The sequence below is a fragment of the Citrobacter sp. MGH104 genome (assembly GCF_001034485.1).
Taxonomy (GTDB): Bacteria; Pseudomonadota; Gammaproteobacteria; order Enterobacterales; family Enterobacteriaceae; genus Citrobacter; species Citrobacter freundii.
Map to the genome: position 1 here is coordinate 357,459 of NZ_KQ089818.1, position 17,469 is coordinate 374,927.

Sequence of the window (17,469 nt, forward strand, 5' to 3'; positions counted from 1 at the left end):
TGGCTTAAATTCATTGCCTGCTGGCATCTATAAGATGTATATTAAATACACCTTATAGATGCCACACCAAGGAGATGTCTTATGTCCCATTTACGCATCCCGGCAAACTGGAAAGTTAAACGCTCTACTCCCTTCTTTACCAAAGATAATGTCCCCGCAGCACTTCTTTCTCACCATAACACTGCAGCAGGCGTTTTTGGCCAGCTTTGTGTGATGGAAGGTACGGTAACGTATTACGGTTTTGCCAATGAAGACGCAAAAGAGCCTGAAGTAAAAGTGGTGATTAATGCCGGTCAGTTCGCGACCAGCCCGCCGCAGTACTGGCACCGCGTTGAATTAAGCGACGACGCCCAATTCAACATCAATTTCTGGGTTGAAGATGACAACCATGGAGATGAGATGTATCAGGCGAAAAAGTCTTAAGCCCTTACGCCTGCTAATCGATGGGCGGCTTAGTCCGCCCATGAAGGTTTGTTCAAAATAGACGGCACTATTAAATTATTGTACGTCGAAGTGAGCTGAAGGCAGTCATAAAGCAGAGTGTTAGCGCAAGGCGAATCAATTCCTACATAGGTTTTGAGTTGTTTTGCGCTAATTTTTTGCCCCATCGATGCCCCATAACAAATCCCATCATCTTAAGACATGCAAAACCCTGCAAGCCTGCAAAGCTTTGTGTGTGATTTTTTGTCTTACACCTGAATTTCATAGGTCGATCGCAGCCCTTTCAGATGATAAACTCCATATCTTTAGGAATTTACTGATTTTTATAATGCTAAAGCTATTCGCTAAGTACACAACAATAGGTGTCATTAACACTCTAATTCACTGGGTGGTTTTCGCTATTTGCATATACGCATTCCATACTGGGCAGGCGCTTGGCAACTTTTCCGGATTCGTTGTCGCTGTTTCGTTCAGCTTCTTCGCTAACGCAAGGTTCACGTTTAAGTCATCGACTACCACGCTACGCTATATGCTGTATGTCGGGTTCATGGGCACCCTGAGTGCCGCTGTTGGTTGGGGTGCTGACAAATCCGGCCTAGCACCTATCATTACATTAATCGCTTTCTCCGCCATCAGTCTGGTGTGCGGTTTTATTTATTCTAAGTTCATAGTCTTTAGGGATGCGAAATGAAAATTTCTTTGGTTGTTCCTGTCTTCAATGAAGAAGCCACCATACCAATTTTTTATAAAACCGTTAGAGAATTTGAAGATCTGAAACCATACGAAGTTGAGATAATATTCATCAATGATGGAAGTAAGGACAATACAGAGTCAATTATCAATGCACTGGCAGTTTCTGACTCGCTCGTAATGCCATTATCATTCACCAGGAACTTTGGAAAAGAGCCAGCACTTTTCGCAGGCCTCGATCATGCAACTGGAGACGCAATAATCCCGATTGATGTTGATCTGCAGGACCCAATAGATGTCATCCCTCGACTCATTGAGAAATGGAAATCCGGCGCCGATATGGTATTGGCAAAACGCTCTGATCGTTCTACAGATGGTAGACTTAAGCGCAAGACAGCAGAGTGGTTTTACAAACTACACAATAAGATAAGCACTCCTAAAATTGAGGAGAATGTTGGAGATTTTAGACTAATGTCACGTGAGGTGGTTGAGAACATAAAGCAATTGCCAGAGCGTAATCTCTTCATGAAAGGTATTCTTAGCTGGGTAGGAGGAAAAACTGATGTTGTTGAATATGCCAGAGCTGAGCGTGTGGCTGGAGATTCAAAATTTAACGGCTGGAAACTTTGGAATCTTGCTCTTGAGGGGATCACAAGTTTTTCAACTTTCCCTCTCCGCATGTGGACATACATAGGAATTGTAGTAGCTGGTATTTCTTTCATGTATGGTGCATGGATGATTGTTGACACATTAGCATTTGGTAACCCTGTCAGAGGATATACATCTCTGTTAGTGTCTATACTTTTCCTTGGTGGAGTTCAATTAATTGGAATTGGAGTTCTTGGTGAGTATATAGGTAGAATTTACGTGGAGTCGAAATCAAGGCCTAGGTACATTTTAAAAAAGATGGTGATTAAAAAATGATTAAGGACTGGAAGTTTTTAATTTTATTTAGCGTAATGGCTTATATTTTGCAATTTATAATTGCAGACATTTATTATGGAGATGATTTATTCAGAGTTGTAGATGCTTATTTTTTATGGGGTGATGATGGGCGACCTTTGGCAGATATTTTTTACAGGATATTTTTGCCATTAAATTCATCATATCTTCCAGATGTTTACCCTATACCATTACTGACATCTTCAATTTTATTTTCTTTTGTTTTTTACAAAGTAGTAGAAAACTTTTGCGATGAAGAAGGAAGTTTTAAATACATTATACCAATTATATTTTTATCCAACACCTTCTTTATTTCAAATCTATTATTTAGATTTGACGGAGCATTTATGCTTCTGGCCATGGTTTTATCATCACTTCCATTTGCATTGAATAGAGATAATAAATGGATTTGGTCTGTATTAACAGTAATATCACTGGTTTCATCTTTTTGTCTGTATCAGTCATCTGTTAATATTTTTATTAGCTTTACTTCTATATATGCTTATGTTGCCTACTGCAAAACCCGAGATTTAAAAAAATCAATAATTTCAATTTTGCATAGTGCAATTATTTTTGTTTTATCTTATGCAATATATGCTTTTATATTGAAATTTATTCCATTGAATGCCCATTTCACTGAGTTTAATAAAGCCATTGATCCATCCATTGAAGGTGTGAATATATTTATTAATAATATAAGCACATCACTAATATATGTGAAAAAACTTTTAGGAAGCGGGTTATTATATCCAATCACTTTCGCTTATATTGTGTCGTTGGCGTATGTTATTCACAGCTCACTGAAAAACAGAGATGTTTACATCCTGATTTTTTATTCTATTGCTGTAATTACATGTGCATTCTCTATATGTGGGATAGTATATTTTGGTAAGTTCGCATCATTCTTCCCTAGGGTTTTTTGTGGTCTTTCTGTTTTCTTAGTGCTTCCTATCATTGTATTACATAAAGTTAGAGCCAGTAATATAATTGCCATACCAGTTTGTTTGTTCCTACTTATACCTCAATTGGTTTTGTGCTCTACTACTTTAAACGCATCAAAATTTGAGATTAGTCAAGCTGATTCCATATCAAAATCTATAATATTTGATATGCAACAATATGGATCAGGTGAAAAAATAGCCATCATAGGCAAGCCAAGCCACGCACCAAGGACAATACCAGCACTAAGATCTTTCCCAATCATAGAAGACTTGTTACCTGTAGTATTTAGAGGTGGATATGATGGTGGAAGGTATACATTGTTAGCAAATGGAATGCCAAGGAAACAATTTGCTTCTGATAAGGAAATTGACTTTATACGTGCTAATATAGCATCCTTGAATCCAGCAACATCAAACAATGTATATAATTATTACGTATACAATAATATATCAATTATTTACTTTAAGTAAATTGAAGGCATGCCTATAAATTCGGCATGCCTCATTACTAACTACATTGAGCATCGATGATATATCTTATAAGAAACTTTTTGATATACCTGTAATTTGAATGTTAGTGTTAATAGTAACAGAACTAGATGAAATATTGACAACTTGAACATTAACCGCCCCTGCTAATATTGACGCTACTTGTACAACTATACCAGGGTATAGATTACCCAGAGTCCAACTTACTGCGGATCCTGAAGGTAGCCCTGGAACTAAAACAGATGTGTTATATGTTCCGCCATTTGCTGCAATCGTTGATGATAACGACCCAGAAGCAAATATCTTATTATAAAAACCCACCATGCTATGTATTTCTTCACGAAACTGGGTTTTTAGCTGATAATCGCCCAAATTTTCACCTACATCAGTACCAACGACGGTACTTCTATGCCCGTTTGGATTATCAAGAATCCAGTTAACTTTGTTTGGATCGTTGTATGGAAATAATGAAAGGTTGATGAATGTTTGCCTTCCTCCATCGCGAGCCTGACAAGTAAATTCGTTACTATTATCGATAGACATCGTAATCCATGTATTAGCATAAGGGGAATTTATGCTATAAAACCATGTCCATACCTCTTCGCAACCTTCAACGTTTGTAGATATAAATGTGTTTGTTTCGTATACACCACGCTCATTACTTAGGTCATAAGCTAATGCGCAAGATGACCACGTACAACTGATTTCAGTATTACGATTATATACACCTGCAAAATATAATGCCCTAACGCAATTAATAGCGGCGCACATTTCAATCTTACCAAAATATACTTGCCCACCTAATGATGGAAATAAAGCACGCAGATAAGTTAGGTTTGGTGAAGTTCCTGTCCTACCCTCATCAATCCATCTGTTAAAAGAAATTGCTTTATCGAAAAGATCAGCTCTTAACCTATATAAATGAAAGTAGTTACAATCACCAAAATCTATGGCATGAATATCCTTGGCTGCACGACCGACGAGATATACGTCCTTAATTCCAATATTATTGCATCCAGGAACCCATCCAGATGGTCTATGTGACCTGATCATTGTGTTTCCTACGGGAAAAGTTGATAAGGCGCGGATTAGAGTCTTATCGTAACCTCCTCCCTTCAACGTAACTCCAGGATATAACAATACCGTATTCGAAATGTAGAAATCACCAACTACTGTTACCTCAGGAATCCCTAACGTGTGAGCAGCAACGATTGCGGCCTGCAGGTTTGCTGTCAGATCCGGTTGACCTGTGATTACCCCACCAGGGACAAAATCAGCAGCCAAATCGATAGAGTTCCTGAGTTTTCTGTCTACAGTGGTTAATTTTGATGATGGTTGATTGAGGTTATATCCAACAATAAGTGCACCTGTTCCGGCGGCTAAATCTTTTCTCAAAACATCACTAATATCTACCGGCTGCCATTTCCCTTCACCAGTTCCACCAGAAGATTCTGGCGTTGATCCTGGCGTGACTGTTTTAGGTAATGTTGTCAGGTCATCCCATCGATACCAGACATTTGTTGACGTGTCCTGCAATACATCACCAGCAGCGGTTACTGTTCCCCCTCCCTGAAATGTTCCTGCAAGACTCCATCCGAGATTGTAGATATGCTGGAGAGTTAGCTGCTTAAGCCCTTCAATCGTATAATGAGCATGACCAAAACGATCGATGTACTGAAGAGCCATAGAAGTGACAAACTCGTCAATTTTACCCGCATTGAACCTCAGGTCTTGCGGCTTTTCGCTTGGTACTGGCAGATTAGTAGGTGTAGTGCTCATAATTTTCCCATTAAAAAACCCGGCGCAGTGGCCGGATCTTGTTGGTCGGTGAAGGTTCTCATTGGTAGATGGCGTCGCTGTACTCTGCGACGGTAAGAGATACCGTATTATCTGAATTTGGTTTGATGCTGTTGACCGTCCATAGCTGACTGTCCAGTTCTGCCACAGTCGCTATGAGATAGCGCGACGGGAGTTGCACTGTGTCTCCGTTCCATATGTTGAGCTGAATATTGGGAATTGCCGCAGTGAAGCCGTATTTTGTGTCGCTGCGTGGCATTGCGGAATAACGCAGTGTCGGGTTACCAAGACTATCTGTGACCAGAACATACATAGAACCGAAAAATGTGATCGGCTCGCTGGTGTCGAAGTCATTCCCGGTGCGGCCGGTGATGTAACCCTGTTGCTGGTTGCTGTCGTAGATGTCCGGCATCTGAATGACGCCTCCAACCTGGATAATCCCGTCCTCGAATACCTTGGCGTTCATCTTCACCCGTGAGTAAATCAGACGCTTTGTTTCGCGTAGCGCTCGGTCCCGAGCCTGATACTCGTTACGGAATCCAACTATCTCCAGCTTGTTCGGGTTCTCCGCTTCCTGCTCGACAATAGCTCCGTTCAACACGCGGTAATTGATGTACGTCTTGTTATTCGTTGTCGGGTGAACATAGGAGACCTGAACGCCGTCGTAACCACCAGGCAGCGTAGCCTCATATGTCATTTTGTACTCATCCGTCTTCATGTTCGCCCGGTTAAACACTGCCGCCGGGTAATCTACTTTCTGATCACGGGTAAACGTCAGTACACCGTCATCCCAGTACGCCATGACAGACGCCGCATTGCAGATCGCCTGTACGCGGTCGCCCAGCGAGTCGTTCTCGTCGTCAAACGTGTAGTCGAAGTAACCCAGCCGTTCGTCAGGCAGGCTTTCAGCAATCGAATACAGCCCGTAGAGGTCAATGCTGCTTTCTGGCTGCCCGCCCATTACAAGCCAGGTATGTGCAACCGCGTCAGCAAAGGAACGCGATGGACGCAATGTATAATCGACGGTCTGTGTCGTCAGGTTGTAACTGATGGTCTGACGAGTCACCAGAGCGTTATACTTTCTGTCACGGCTTCCCAGTGCGTTCTCTGTTGCCCGTACCTTGACGCGAACCAGCGTATCGGAAGGATGAACTACGTTACTTCGGATATTGACAGCATGTATTTCCTCAACCTTAAGAATGGACGCATCATTGGAGTTGTTTGTCCGCTGGAAATTGATGGCATATTTACCAAACCCTCCCGCTGGAATTATTTTATCAGTGCGATAAAACACTTCGCTGGTCGACTTATGTGGCGTTCCCTGGTGATAGGTAAAGGCCTGTTGTGTGCCTGGAATCTGATTGTAATCGTCGTCGATTTTCCATATTGTCACCGTCCAGTCAGTCCAGTTACCGCCACCCAGTGATGACTGCGTATGCAGCCAAAGTTCTGTTGACTCAACCGGCGAGAAGAAAGGCCCAACAACAAGCGCCTCATTATCATTGAGAATGAATTTCGTCGTGTTAATGGTGGCTGTAGATGGAACGGTGGGCGGACCCTGCAAATCTGTCATGGTGAACGTGTACCATTGAACAGGGGCTATAACGGAACCATCATCACTCTGTACCGCAGAAATCAGCGTGCCTGAGAAAAGTACATCTTCAGTAACGCTGCCTGATGTCGTGTTATAAGTGACGTTGATGGTAAAGGTGACGGAGTGTGGAAGTGCCAGCCCCATGAAGTAGTCGAATTCAGCCTGCTTGACGATTTTCATCGCTATCTGGCCACCAGCATATTCACCACTTACCACGGTATTAGCCGTAGCCGATTCTACCGGGAAATTATCGCTTTCGTTTGGCCCTGGCATCTCCTGCCCGTCGACATCATCGAACGAATAGCCCTCGTTAATAGTTGGTATTACTTCACCAGGCTGATAAAACTGATACTCTGCACCGGCCATCGATCCGAGACTCGACTCTGAGTAACGAACAGATTCATAGTCATACTTACCGATACCGATACACATCCACTCAGTGACGTATTTCAGGCCGCCGTCGTTCTCACTCTGGCGTACATATTCAAACATCGATTCCTGAATCAAGTCTGGAAACGATCTGACCTGCCCGTAAATATCAGGCTTCGCTTTGTATACCCTTGCGGTATTCGTTTGCCCGGTCAGACTGTTGTTCGGAGAATCGACAGTGTTTCCACCGTTATTGGCTATTGCTGGCTTCGGGGCAAGGAATGAAAACACAGCACCAACAACTTTGAAGATTGGGCTGAGAATGTCGCTAATGATGCCCTTTGGCTGGTCGAAAATCTGGATAGTGTCCAGTTCGCTCAGTTCAAACGCCAGTTCATCATCATCATTTAACCTCACGCCGTTACGGACGATCAGCAGATCACGGTGAAAGGTGCCATCATTGGCCGACAGCCAGTCATAAAAAAGGGTGCCGTTTGGCACCCTGCAACGCAGCTTAGGCGTTCCTGGAAAATTCGATATCTCAACCAGCGCCATAAGAAAAATACTCCACTTTAGTGAATGCCCGCTGAATGACCAGCAACGAGTCCATGCGCACGCTGCCGTTCTCGCCCCGAGAGTGTAGCGCCTTCCGGTTCATCACCAGGCCAACGTGCGTCGGTTGCGCGCCGCGGTACCCGACAAATATCCCGCCTTCGACAGGTTTATCGGCCTGGCGCCAGAAGACTACGTCACCTTGATAGCATGTGAAGAAGTCCTCACCGGCTTCGTAGTCCGGAGTCTGGTGCAGCTCAATGCCGAGAACGTGACGGTAATACAACACCACCAGTCCCCAGCAATCCACCCTATCGAATGAGCAGGCCCGGTTAGCCCACGGCACGCCGATCACCTTGCTGATGAAATCAGAGGTACTGCAGTCCGGTGTATTCCTGCGGATCATAAAGTCGGCCTATGTTGTTGTTCAGCGGGTTAGTAACAGAAAGCGTCACAGAAGCGGCATCAGCGTCAATATCTACCGTCTTGACATATAACTGCCACGACTTAATCGGCACTGACACGTCTCCGCTGTCAAAGATTTGCCGTGTGGCCGTGATGGCCGTAAGACGCGCCGCCCCCTTCCACTGCTTCATCAGAGTTTTAATATCAGACGACAGGCGCCCTAACTTGACCGTCGCGTCTATCACCGGCGTGCCACTCTGCTGGCTCTCTTCGATTTCAAAGCGCGCTGGCGTATACGTCTGGCCCCCAAGCGATTTGGGAAAAAACTGCTTATCGACCAGGCGCACATAACCAAAGGATGGGTGGTAGAAGGTAATCGTGTCGTACAATCCGCGTGTCGGTCGTTGCTGCTTGTACTCCCTGAAGCTCGGCATTACGGTACCCTCGGCAAAGATTCCGGATCGCGTCCGTCCGGATAACCCGTGACTACGATATCCAGCCACGAATCCCACGGCGGCGGAAGCTCAACAATGATGTCGTCGAACTCGTCATCGGAGTTGTAGAGGTGGTTAGCTATAACCGTCCCAGTCCATGTAACAACGCCGTTTGTGATGTTTGTCTGAACAGGCATCTGCGTGAAGTGGAGTTCCTGCTGCTGTACCCCACTGCCACCGAGATTCACCTTCATACGGAACCAATTTAGCCCACGGTTTAGGTAGTTAGGGCTGCGCAGCCACTGCTGAAATGCACGCTCCTCTGCCGACGTAAAGATCCACGTCAGTGACCATGTCACTTTCAGGTCATCGGTCTGATTCTGAAAGATAGCCGGGCCGACCGCTGGCTGATCGGTCTGGAACCCGGTATCGAGCGTCATGTTTTTGCTGGCCTTCTGCGCCAGCGGCAGCCAGTCGGGATAGTCGATAATTGGCATCAGCCCTGCCCCCTTGGCGTGCGTTTAACATTCATGTTGCTGGTTATAGCGTTACTGATTGGTCCGCCGTTGTTCAGGTCAGCGACGATTACATCCACTGTCACGCCGCCATTGCCGTCAGTACCGGCCTGAGCATCGACAGAGGATGACGTGTAGTTCTGGATGTTGATTACCACCCCGCCACCGCCAGAAGTCATATCCTTATTGCTGATCACCCTGCCGTTGTCACCCGGTATCATGTACTGCTTACCAGTGCTGGCCTGGTAAATCTCCGGCATGCCGCCTTCGCCGACCTGATACATCCCCCCAGCACTAACCGGCCCGCCATTCTTGCGTTTGCCAAGCAGGTTCGCGCCTGACCTACAAAGAGTTCACCGATAAAACACCAGCAGAAGCGATCTCCACTCTCGAGCGCACCATGAAAGACAAAGATGACCGCAAACCTCACGATTCTTCTCGCGGTGGTTGGGGTGCGCCAACACATAGTGGCGGATGGGGTGGTAATCAGCAGGATCCTAATGTAGTCCCTGAGTCTCGCCTGCAACAGGCCAATCGCCAGGTATCTCAGAACAATCAGCATCCTCAGTTCGACGATGACATCCCCTTCTAAAAGGAATCGTTATGACTCACGCTCACGATGACATCAGGGTTGGCACACTGTGCCTTCCCTTCATTGGTAACGGCTGGCTAATGCCATGGGGTGAAGTGGTAAGCAATCCATTAAAGGCGCAGCGGCTCGCTGAGGAATATAGAGAAAGGCAGGAGGCGGCATGAGCAAAGTAGGCGATTATTTCTTTGAGTTCCCGGCGTCGCGCGGCACGCAGGGTGGCACGGTGACTTACATGATCACTGCCCCTGCCCGAGCGTTAACGCGAATTCTTGCGTCTGACAACCACGGCAGCACGCTCGAGCGTTCGCAACGCGAAATTAACCAGGCACGCGTGAAGAAGTTTTACCAGTACCTCGTCGATGCCTACAAAAATAAAGAGCCATTCATCATCCCGCCGCTGGTCGGCAACTGCGACGCGGTTATTGAGTTTGAGGAGTTCGGCAATACGAATGTTGGCGTCGCACGCTTCCCTATGGATGCGGTGATCAAGCTGTTCGACGGACAGCACCGCGCCGCCGGGTTAACTGAGTTCTGCCGGACTTACGGGGAGCCGATCAGCATCCCGCTGATGCTGACGCACAATCTCCCGCTGAAGGCCCGCCAGCAGTTCTTCTCCGATATCAACAACAACGTTTCCAAACCAGCAGCTGCGATCAACATGGCCTATGACGGGCGTAATGAAGTGGCTCAGGGGATGGTGACGTTCCTGTCGCAGCATGACACCTTCGCAGAGGTAACCGACTTCGAGCACAACGTCGTTCCTGCGAAAAGTAAGCTGTGGGTGAGCTTCAAAGCTCTGAGCGACGCGACGGCCAAGTTTGCCAACGCTGGCAGTAAGCCGCTGGAAATGGGCGACATCGAATCCATCTGGGAGGCCTGGTTGGCCCTGACGCAGATCGAGGCGATTCGTCACGGCACCAGCCAGGCGGATTACAAGCGCGACTACATTCAGTTCCACGCGGTGATGATAAACGCCTTCGGCTACGCAGTTCAGCGGCTTATAGCTGATCACTCAATCGTCGATATCGTCCAGATGATTGAGGACCTGGCGAGCAGTTCTGGCTCATCGGAGATGGAAGACTTCTTCCTGATTTCGCGCTGGGGTGGTGTCTGCGTTAATGCCGAAAAAGAAAGGCCAACGATTGTCGCCTCCGTTCCGGCGCAGAAATCAGCTGCTGAAAGGTTGGTGTCAGTAATAAGAAACGGTGCACTGGAGTAAAACAATGCCGCAGCATAACTATCCAAATGGTAAGCCTTGGTCTGATTCAGACATTGCTTTTCTCCGGAGAATGGCCGGGGTGATGACGTTGCGTGATATCGCGTCAGAACTTCACCGCACTCACGCAGCCGTGCGTACGATGAGTACGAGATTGTCCCTCAATCTTCGAGATAGTTATACCAGGTGGAGCTCAGTAGAACTTCAGATATTGAGATCGTGTGCTGGCACCATGAATGCCACTCAAATTGCTGAAAAGCTCGGACGCACGCTCGATTCTGTTAAGGGGAAAGCCAGCCTGTTGGGCTTAAGTTTGCTCTGCATTGGCGAGCGACATCATCATGCAGTTTACAGTGATCACGACGTCTCTCTGTGTGTAGCGCTTCACGAAGAAGGCCTGTCACAAGCTGTCATCGCTGAAAAAATGGAGATACCAGCCCATAGCGTTCATGCGTTTATCCATGGCAGGAGGCTTACCCATGATGACACTACATGGCGAAACCTATCACAAAAGGAAATCTCCTCATGACAGATTACACCGGCAGCAACACGCCAGCGGATCAGCGCGACCTCTGGCGAACTCCACCAGCCCTCTTCGCTTCCCTTGATGCTGAGTTCTGCTTCCAACTTGATGCTGCCGCGGCGCCGAATAACGCGCTGTGCCGGAAGTTCATCACCGCCGAGCAGAATACGCTGGGAACGCCCTGGGCTGATTACCTGAGCACTCCTGGCTACGTCTGGTTGAACCCGCCATACAGCGACATCACGCCGTTCGTTAAGAAGGCTGCCGCCGAGAGCGTCAATCAGATCAGCACGGTAATGTTGGTACCGGCAGATACTTCGGTCGGCTGGTTCAAGGAAGCGATACAGACCGCCAGCGAGGTTCGCTTTATCACTGCCGGTCGACTGGCATTTATCAACCCGGTCACCGGTAAGCCAGTATCGGGAAATAACAAAGAATCGATGCTTATTATCTGGCGACCGTACCCGCGTACACACTGCCACTTCGCAACTGTGGATCGGGACGAGCTTATGGCTTTCGGGGCGAAACTTCTCGCTCGCAGGGAGGCCGCATGACGTCAGAGCAAGACAACGCAATACGCGCACAGGGACGTAAATGCGTGGCAGAGATTCAGCAGGCTATGAAATGCAGGCCTAAGCCGAAATGGAATGCAGTAGTTCCGCCAATCATCAAGAAGCATCACCAGAAAATTGCGCCGCTGGGTATTAGCCTGGTGGCATTCGTTAGCAGCATCGGTCGCATGCAAGGCCGATACGGAGTCGAATCATGACGCTAACCAAACGAATCACAAGGTCGCTAATGCGGCCTTTTTATTTTCTCGCGTTCACCTTAAACCGAATTAACCGACAGTTCCGGGAGTCTTGACCATGGCCGACATCATCGATACCGCAGCAGAGATTGAAGAGCTTCAGCGTAACGCGGCCCTTTCCGCTCACCGCATCGACCGCAACGCCGTATCAGCTGAGCATTGCGAAGAGTGCGGCGAGGATATCCCGGCGCCGAGGCGCGCTGCCGTTCCCGGCTGCCAGACGTGCGCTGAGTGCCAGGGCGTCATTGTGCTTCGGAATAAACAGAGAGGCATGTGATGGATTACAGCAAGCTAAGCGACTTTGAAGTTAGCAAACGCGTAGCAATGGCGATCGGCGGTTTCATCGAGGAGGACTTTTGCGAAGCTCACTCAGTGATTTTTAGGCGCCATGGGCGACATCAATACTCGTTTTTCGAGCCATGCACAAACCCATCTGATGCATGGCCGATTATCGTGGCTAATAAAATCAACATCGAGTGGCATCAATGGAAAGATGATACCGATAAACCGTACGCACTGAGCAATGCAACAATGATTTCTAGGTATGACGATAATCCGCTTCGCGCCGCGATGATTGTATTCCTCATGATGCAGGAGTCAGCCAATGTTCAGGATAATCCAGCCTAATACCTGGTATGCCGATCCACACGGCGCGCCCTGCAAAATCCTCCGCTCTACCCACGAAGTCATCCACTACATCCGCAACGGTCGCACCTGCATCGCCAGCATGGGCCGCTTTCAGCACGAATTCGAACCGCTGACCAAAGCACAGGCCGAGCGGATCTCCGAAGAAATCGAAACAGCAGAACACTTAAAACGCCTCCGCGCTATGCGGGCGGTATGAGGAGAGATTATGCGCATCACTATGACGGTTAACTCAACGCTGGATATTGAGAACGCCATCGCCGCATTGCGCAAGTTCATCAGCGAGAAGAGGCATGATGATGGTACGAGCGATGTGTGGGGAATCGGCATTACCGACGGCACTTACTTTTCAGTTGGTGTTAAGCCGAACGGGAATTACACAGTTAAACAGCAAGAATGACGCAACTGATAGCCAGTTATGAGCTGGCTATCGGGTGCGAAAGCACTGCCACGTTATCCCCCATTTGCCCTCCAGTGTGAGGGCATTCTTTTTGCCTGGAGAAAACCATGAGCGACATTATCCAATTGACGCCCAACAAGTGGGTATCCGAAGAAGTTCTGATGGCTATCACTGGCCTGACAAAGAACGCGATCAAGTCCGCACGCACAAATTCATGGATGGAGGGTCGAGAGTATCGTCACTATTCTGGAGACTGCCAGCCAAAGGAGAACTCCCCTATTCTCTACAACCGACATGAAGTCGATAACTGGGTTGAACGACAACGGCCAGCGATCCCGCGCCAGAAATCTGCTTAAATACCATCCCCATTAAACTAACGCAGGAAATTTTATGTCTGGTTACCCAACTGGAGTGGAGAACCACGGAGGCGCTTTGCGCATATGGTTCATATATAACGGGAAAAGGGTTAGAGAAAGTCTTGGTGTTGTTGATACTGCAAAGAACAGGCGCGTTGCTGGAGAGCTTCGCGCCTCTGTTTGTTTCGCTATAAAAACGGGGGTATTCGATTACGCCAGACAGTTCCCACAATCACCAAACCTGAAGAAGTTCAACATTGCACCACCCGGGATAACTGTTGCTGAGCTGGCGGCTAAATGGCTGGAGCTTAAGAGGATGGACTTAACCCTTAACGCCCATCTTCGATACGTATCGTACATCACGATCGGAACCGATATTCTCGGCAGCAGCCGGATGGTTGATTCTATAACTCATGAGGATGTGCTTAACGTAAGGAAGGAATTGCTGACCGGATACCAGATATGCGGTGCGCACCAGAAAAACAGGTCAATGAAGAAAGGTAGGACGGTCAGGACGGTTAACGTCTATGTTACCTGCATGAAGGGAATGTTTGATTTTGCGGTGTTGAATGGGTACATAAGCAAATCGCCATTTGCTGCAGTTACCCCGCTAAAAAAATCTAAGTCGGATCCGTCACCATTTACCCGTGATGAGTATCATCGTTTTCTTGAAAAATGCCCATGCGAACAGATACGCAACCTCTGGAAGATTGCGTTTAATACTGGTATGCGACACGGGGAGATATGTGCACTGGCATGGGAGGATATAGATACTAAAAACTGGACGATTAGGATCAGCAGGAATCTTGCCATATCCAATCACTTCACACCGCCAAAGACAGAAAGCGGGAACCGTACAATTAACCTCACCATTCCGGCTATTGAGGCACTGAAAAGCCAGATGGCTTATACCAGGATGGGTAAACAACACCAAATAGACGTTCATCTCAGAGAGTTTGGCAGAACTCGCCGGGATGAATGCACATTCGTTTTTGTTCCCAGGCTAACGGCAAGGAATGGGAAAGGAGGTGAATGGTACTCACCCGGATCATTCTCAGGAACGTGGAACAATATATTAAGAAGGAGCGGAATTCCCCACCGCAAGTCATATGAGTCTCGACACACATATGCTTGCTGGGCATTAAGTGCCGGGGCCAACCCCAACTTCATTGCAGCTCAAATGGGGCATACGTCGGCACAGATGGTTTACAGTGTTTATGGGAAATGGATGTCCGACAACAATGACAACCAACTTGCAATATTGAACGCTAATTTTGGAGGAAATGCCCCACAGATGCCCCATGCTCAAAACGAGTAGACACAAAATCCTTTAATCTCATGACGTTAATCCGCCCATGAAGGTTTGTTCAAAATATGGTCCTGCCAGTCACACACTTCCGATTCTTTCACCGCAATATGACGTACTGAAATACGCTCGCCGTGCATTGCCGCTTTGGACCCCGTCAGCAGTGGATGCCACTCCGGCAGCCCTTTACCTTCCGCTAACAGACGATACGCACAGGTCATCGGCAGCCATTCAAAGGTAGGCAGATTATCGCGCGTCAGTTTGATACAGTCAGGCTCGTACTCGAATCGGCGTTCGTAATTACGGCATTGACAGGTTTTGATATTGAGCTGCTTACACGCGACATTGGTAAAATAAATTTCGTCGGTGTCTTCATCCATCAGCTTATGCAGGCAGCATTGACCACACCCGTCACATAATGACTCCCACTCGGCATCGGTCATTTCATCCAGGGTTTTACTTTGCCAGAAAGGTATGTCGCTCATCAGGGTATCCGCTATTGCAATAAAGCTGCACCTTATAACCAGTCTGGCACGCTGATGCAAGTTTTGCCGCCCGAAAAGGCGGCAAGAAGAGATTACAGCACGCGTGTCGTCAGCGTTTGACCATGAAAACTGATGGCCAGCTCATCACCGCTGTTTAACGGCCCAACACCCGCTGGCGTCCCCGTCAGCACAACATCGCCCGCTTTGAGAGTAAAGAAACGGCTCATATAGGCAATCAAAGGAACGATGTGATGGATCATATCCGCTGTGGAGCCGTGCTGGCGTGTTTCACCGTTGACCGTTAACCCCAGAATCGTATCCTGCGGATCGCCGTTAAACTCGGCCACCGGAATAAACCCCGACAGCGGACAAGAGTTATCAAAACCCTTCGCTTTTTCCCACGGCTGCCCCGCTTTCTTCATTTTGCCCTGAATATCACGCAAGGTCAGATCCAACGCGACGCCATAGCCCGCGAGGGCTTTGCGCACATGTTCTTCCGTCGCCTGACGTAGGGTCGCGCCAATCAGTACCGCCAGCTCAACTTCATGGTGAACTGAACCCATATCAGATGGGATCACCAGCGGCTGGCGCAAATCGCACAGCGCAGTTTCCGGTTTGATAAACAACACCGGCTCTTCCGGAGGGGTTCCGCCCATCTCTTTAATGTGGTTGGCATAGTTACTCCCTACGCAAACCACCTTACTCACCGGATAATCCAGCAGAGCACCATGCCAGTTATGATGTTGATACATTATTTTCCCCTAACGTAGTTATCGATTTCAGGTACTGCATCGATGGGGCGTGCTGCTGCCGGATGCAGTTTAACGTTTAGCGTCTGGTGTATTTTGTTTCGCCGCAGCCAGATGCTGTTTAAGTAAATCTTCTGGCGGTGGTGGTATTTGTAAATAATAGCCCTGCTCGGTGAGTGCCTGTTTTACTTTTTCCAGATCGGCATTAACGAGCTTTTTACGGCCATCAAGCGGCAACATCATTGCCAGCGTCGGCTGACCAAATCCTTTCATCAGTTCTTCAGGAACTCGCGAGAAATCGTCTTTTTTTTCGACATATAAATAGGTCTGGTCACGTTTACTGCTTCGGTAGATCACACAAAACATATCTTTTACTCTGAATTCACGGAATGGTGGCTTGCCTCAATATAATACTGACTATAACATGCCTTATAGTCTTCGGAATATCACCCCGCGCTGGGGATGATAAATAGCAAATTGAGTAAGGCCAGGATGTCAAACACGCCAATCGAGCTTAAAGGCAGTAGCTTCACCTTATCAGTGGTTCACTTACATGAAGCAGAACCCGAGGTTATTCGTCAGGCGTTGGAAGACAAAATCGCGCAGGCACCTGCTTTTTTAAAACATGCTCCCGTCGTGGTTAACGTGAGTGGTCTTGAAAGCCCAGTAAACTGGTCAGCGTTGCAGAAAGTTGTCGCGTCTACTGGATTGCGCATTATCGGCGTTAGCGGATGCAAAGACGCCAGACTCAAGGCTGAAATCGACGAAATGGGTCTTCCTTTACTGACTGAAGGTAAAGAAAAAGCTATTCGTCCTGCGCCCGTTGAGGCCCCGACTCACGTCGCTCCGCCGCAAAACGTTACTCCCATCACAAAAACACGATTAATAAATGTGCCGGTTCGTTCCGGTCAGCGCATTTATGCACCACAATGTGATCTGATTGTTACAAGCCACGTCAGTGCAGGCGCAGAGCTTATCGCTGATGGCAATATTCATGTTTATGGAATGATGAGAGGCCGTGCGTTGGCAGGCGCTAGCGGTGATCGGGAAGCGCAAATTTTTTGTACCCATCTGACGGCAGAACTGGTGTCTATCGCAGGTGTTTATTGGCTGAGTGATAAAATCCCAGCAGAATTTTATGGCAAAGCGGCACGTCTGCAATTAGCAGAGAACGCTTTGACAGTTCAACCGTTGAATTGATCCCTTTTTAACAAGGAATT

The 17,469-nt window shown here is 47.5% G+C and carries 25 protein-coding genes and 1 pseudogene; 17 read left to right on the forward strand and 9 right to left on the reverse strand.

The genetic code is table 11. From position 1 onward, the window contains the following. The first annotated feature begins 81 nt into the window (after window positions 1-81). The 4 genes from SK34_RS01610 (at window position 82) to SK34_RS01625 (ending at window position 3,485) form a co-directional block, all read left to right on the forward strand. Entirely contained in the window at window positions 82-423 is a 342-nt protein-coding gene (locus SK34_RS01610; RefSeq protein WP_003020940.1) for a TehB family protein, read from the forward strand. A 346-nt stretch (window positions 424-769) separates the two neighbouring features. Continuing rightward, window positions 770-1,132 carry a GtrA family protein gene (locus SK34_RS01615; protein ID WP_048232188.1) on the forward strand — a complete coding sequence of 121 codons (363 nt, stop codon included), beginning with the start codon at window positions 770-772 and terminating at the stop codon, window positions 1,130-1,132. Further along, window positions 1,129-2,055 (forward strand): glycosyltransferase family 2 protein, encoded by a 927-nt coding sequence (locus tag SK34_RS01620; RefSeq protein WP_048232189.1) that lies wholly within the window; start codon window positions 1,129-1,131, stop codon window positions 2,053-2,055. Before SK34_RS01615 ends, SK34_RS01620 begins: the two co-directional genes overlap by 4 nt. Then, window positions 2,052-3,485 (forward strand): glucosyltransferase domain-containing protein, encoded by a 1,434-nt coding sequence (locus SK34_RS01625; protein WP_048232191.1) that lies wholly within the window; start codon window positions 2,052-2,054, stop codon window positions 3,483-3,485. Before SK34_RS01620 ends, SK34_RS01625 begins: the two co-directional genes overlap by 4 nt. 66 nt (window positions 3,486-3,551) lie before the next feature. Here SK34_RS01625 and SK34_RS24810 read toward each other — a convergent pair whose 3' ends face one another. The 6 genes and pseudogenes from SK34_RS24810 to SK34_RS01655 all read right to left on the reverse strand — a co-directional run. Continuing rightward, window positions 3,552-5,282, reverse strand: coding sequence for a tail fiber/spike domain-containing protein (locus SK34_RS24810; protein ID WP_053064274.1), 1,731 nt, complete (start codon window positions 5,280-5,282; stop codon window positions 3,552-3,554). Window positions 5,283-5,340: 58 nt separating this feature from the next. Further along, window positions 5,341-7,818 carry a host specificity factor TipJ family phage tail protein gene (locus SK34_RS01635; protein WP_048232193.1) on the reverse strand — a complete coding sequence of 826 codons (2,478 nt, stop codon included), beginning with the start codon at window positions 7,816-7,818 and terminating at the stop codon, window positions 5,341-5,343. Continuing rightward, entirely contained in the window at window positions 7,805-8,221 is a 417-nt protein-coding gene (locus tag SK34_RS01640; protein WP_048232195.1) for an NlpC/P60 family protein, read from the reverse strand. The genes SK34_RS01635 and SK34_RS01640 overlap by 14 nt, the downstream gene beginning before the upstream one ends. Continuing rightward, a complete protein-coding gene (locus SK34_RS01645) occupies window positions 8,184-8,654 on the reverse strand; it encodes a hypothetical protein (RefSeq protein WP_048232196.1) in 471 nt (156 codons plus the stop codon). Before SK34_RS01645 ends, SK34_RS01640 begins: the two co-directional genes overlap by 38 nt. Further along, entirely contained in the window at window positions 8,654-9,151 is a 498-nt protein-coding gene (locus SK34_RS01650; protein ID WP_048232198.1) for a hypothetical protein, read from the reverse strand. The genes SK34_RS01645 and SK34_RS01650 overlap by 1 nt, the downstream gene beginning before the upstream one ends. Next, window positions 9,151-9,507: pseudogene (locus tag SK34_RS01655) on the reverse strand (tail protein (tape measure)); the annotation flags it as partial. The gene SK34_RS01650 and the pseudogene SK34_RS01655, both read right to left, overlap by 1 nt. 62 nt (window positions 9,508-9,569) lie before the next feature. Here SK34_RS01655 and SK34_RS01660 point away from each other — a divergent pair. From SK34_RS01660 to SK34_RS01715, 12 genes are all read left to right on the forward strand, one after another. Further along, the gene (locus SK34_RS01660) at window positions 9,570-9,761 is read left to right on the forward strand and encodes a hypothetical protein (protein WP_231588740.1); all 192 of its coding nucleotides are present in this window, start codon (window positions 9,570-9,572) and stop codon (window positions 9,759-9,761) included. 11 nt (window positions 9,762-9,772) lie between these two features. After that, the gene (locus SK34_RS01665) at window positions 9,773-9,925 is read left to right on the forward strand and encodes a DUF1317 family protein (RefSeq protein WP_006809793.1); all 153 of its coding nucleotides are present in this window, start codon (window positions 9,773-9,775) and stop codon (window positions 9,923-9,925) included. Further along, window positions 9,922-10,980, forward strand: a complete 1,059-nt coding sequence (locus tag SK34_RS01670) for a DGQHR domain-containing protein (RefSeq protein ID WP_048232201.1) — start codon at window positions 9,922-9,924, stop codon at window positions 10,978-10,980. The genes SK34_RS01665 and SK34_RS01670 overlap by 4 nt, the downstream gene beginning before the upstream one ends. A 4-nt stretch (window positions 10,981-10,984) precedes the next feature. Next, window positions 10,985-11,506, forward strand: coding sequence for a hypothetical protein (locus SK34_RS01675; protein ID WP_048232203.1), 522 nt, complete (start codon window positions 10,985-10,987; stop codon window positions 11,504-11,506). After that, complete coding sequence (locus tag SK34_RS01680; protein ID WP_048232205.1) at window positions 11,503-12,054, forward strand: phage N-6-adenine-methyltransferase; 552 nt, start codon at window positions 11,503-11,505, stop codon at window positions 12,052-12,054. Before SK34_RS01675 ends, SK34_RS01680 begins: the two co-directional genes overlap by 4 nt. After that, window positions 12,051-12,269: a hypothetical protein gene (locus tag SK34_RS01685; protein ID WP_048232207.1), complete on the forward strand. Its 219-nt coding sequence runs from the start codon at window positions 12,051-12,053 to the stop codon at window positions 12,267-12,269. Before SK34_RS01680 ends, SK34_RS01685 begins: the two co-directional genes overlap by 4 nt. A 97-nt stretch (window positions 12,270-12,366) precedes the next feature. Further along, a complete protein-coding gene (locus SK34_RS01690) occupies window positions 12,367-12,585 on the forward strand; it encodes a TraR/DksA family transcriptional regulator (protein WP_048232208.1) in 219 nt (72 codons plus the stop codon). Then, window positions 12,585-12,935 carry a phage protein NinX family protein gene (locus SK34_RS01695; protein WP_048232210.1) on the forward strand — a complete coding sequence of 117 codons (351 nt, stop codon included), beginning with the start codon at window positions 12,585-12,587 and terminating at the stop codon, window positions 12,933-12,935. The genes SK34_RS01690 and SK34_RS01695 overlap by 1 nt, the downstream gene beginning before the upstream one ends. Then, on the forward strand, window positions 12,913-13,152 hold the full coding sequence (locus SK34_RS01700; RefSeq protein ID WP_048232211.1) for a DUF4222 domain-containing protein: 240 nt from the start codon (window positions 12,913-12,915) through the stop codon (window positions 13,150-13,152). The genes SK34_RS01695 and SK34_RS01700 overlap by 23 nt, the downstream gene beginning before the upstream one ends. Window positions 13,153-13,161: 9 nt before the next feature. After that, window positions 13,162-13,353, forward strand: coding sequence for a hypothetical protein (locus tag SK34_RS01705; protein WP_048232212.1), 192 nt, complete (start codon window positions 13,162-13,164; stop codon window positions 13,351-13,353). Between the two features lie 107 nt (window positions 13,354-13,460). After that, window positions 13,461-13,709 (forward strand): excisionase family protein, encoded by a 249-nt coding sequence (locus SK34_RS01710; RefSeq protein WP_047500635.1) that lies wholly within the window; start codon window positions 13,461-13,463, stop codon window positions 13,707-13,709. Window positions 13,710-13,743: 34 nt separating this feature from the next. Beyond that, window positions 13,744-15,027: a tyrosine-type recombinase/integrase gene (locus SK34_RS01715; RefSeq protein WP_048232214.1), complete on the forward strand. Its 1,284-nt coding sequence runs from the start codon at window positions 13,744-13,746 to the stop codon at window positions 15,025-15,027. Between the two features lie 26 nt (window positions 15,028-15,053). Here the strand turns inward: SK34_RS01715 and SK34_RS01720 are convergent, their stop codons facing one another. The 3 genes from SK34_RS01720 to SK34_RS01730 form a co-directional block, all read right to left on the reverse strand. Further along, window positions 15,054-15,500 carry a YcgN family cysteine cluster protein gene (locus SK34_RS01720; protein ID WP_016150379.1) on the reverse strand — a complete coding sequence of 149 codons (447 nt, stop codon included), beginning with the start codon at window positions 15,498-15,500 and terminating at the stop codon, window positions 15,054-15,056. A gap of 92 nt (window positions 15,501-15,592) precedes the next feature. Beyond that, on the reverse strand, window positions 15,593-16,252 hold the full coding sequence (locus SK34_RS01725; RefSeq protein ID WP_048232215.1) for a fumarylacetoacetate hydrolase family protein: 660 nt from the start codon (window positions 16,250-16,252) through the stop codon (window positions 15,593-15,595). 69 nt (window positions 16,253-16,321) lie between these two features. Further along, on the reverse strand, window positions 16,322-16,615 hold the full coding sequence (locus SK34_RS01730; protein ID WP_003020949.1) for a YcgL domain-containing protein: 294 nt from the start codon (window positions 16,613-16,615) through the stop codon (window positions 16,322-16,324). Between the two features lie 126 nt (window positions 16,616-16,741). Here SK34_RS01730 and minC point away from each other — a divergent pair, with 126 nt between their 5' ends. Then, on the forward strand, window positions 16,742-17,449 hold the full coding sequence (gene minC / locus SK34_RS01735) for a septum site-determining protein MinC (RefSeq protein WP_003020951.1): 708 nt from the start codon (window positions 16,742-16,744) through the stop codon (window positions 17,447-17,449). Window positions 17,450-17,469: the final 20 nt, after the last annotated feature.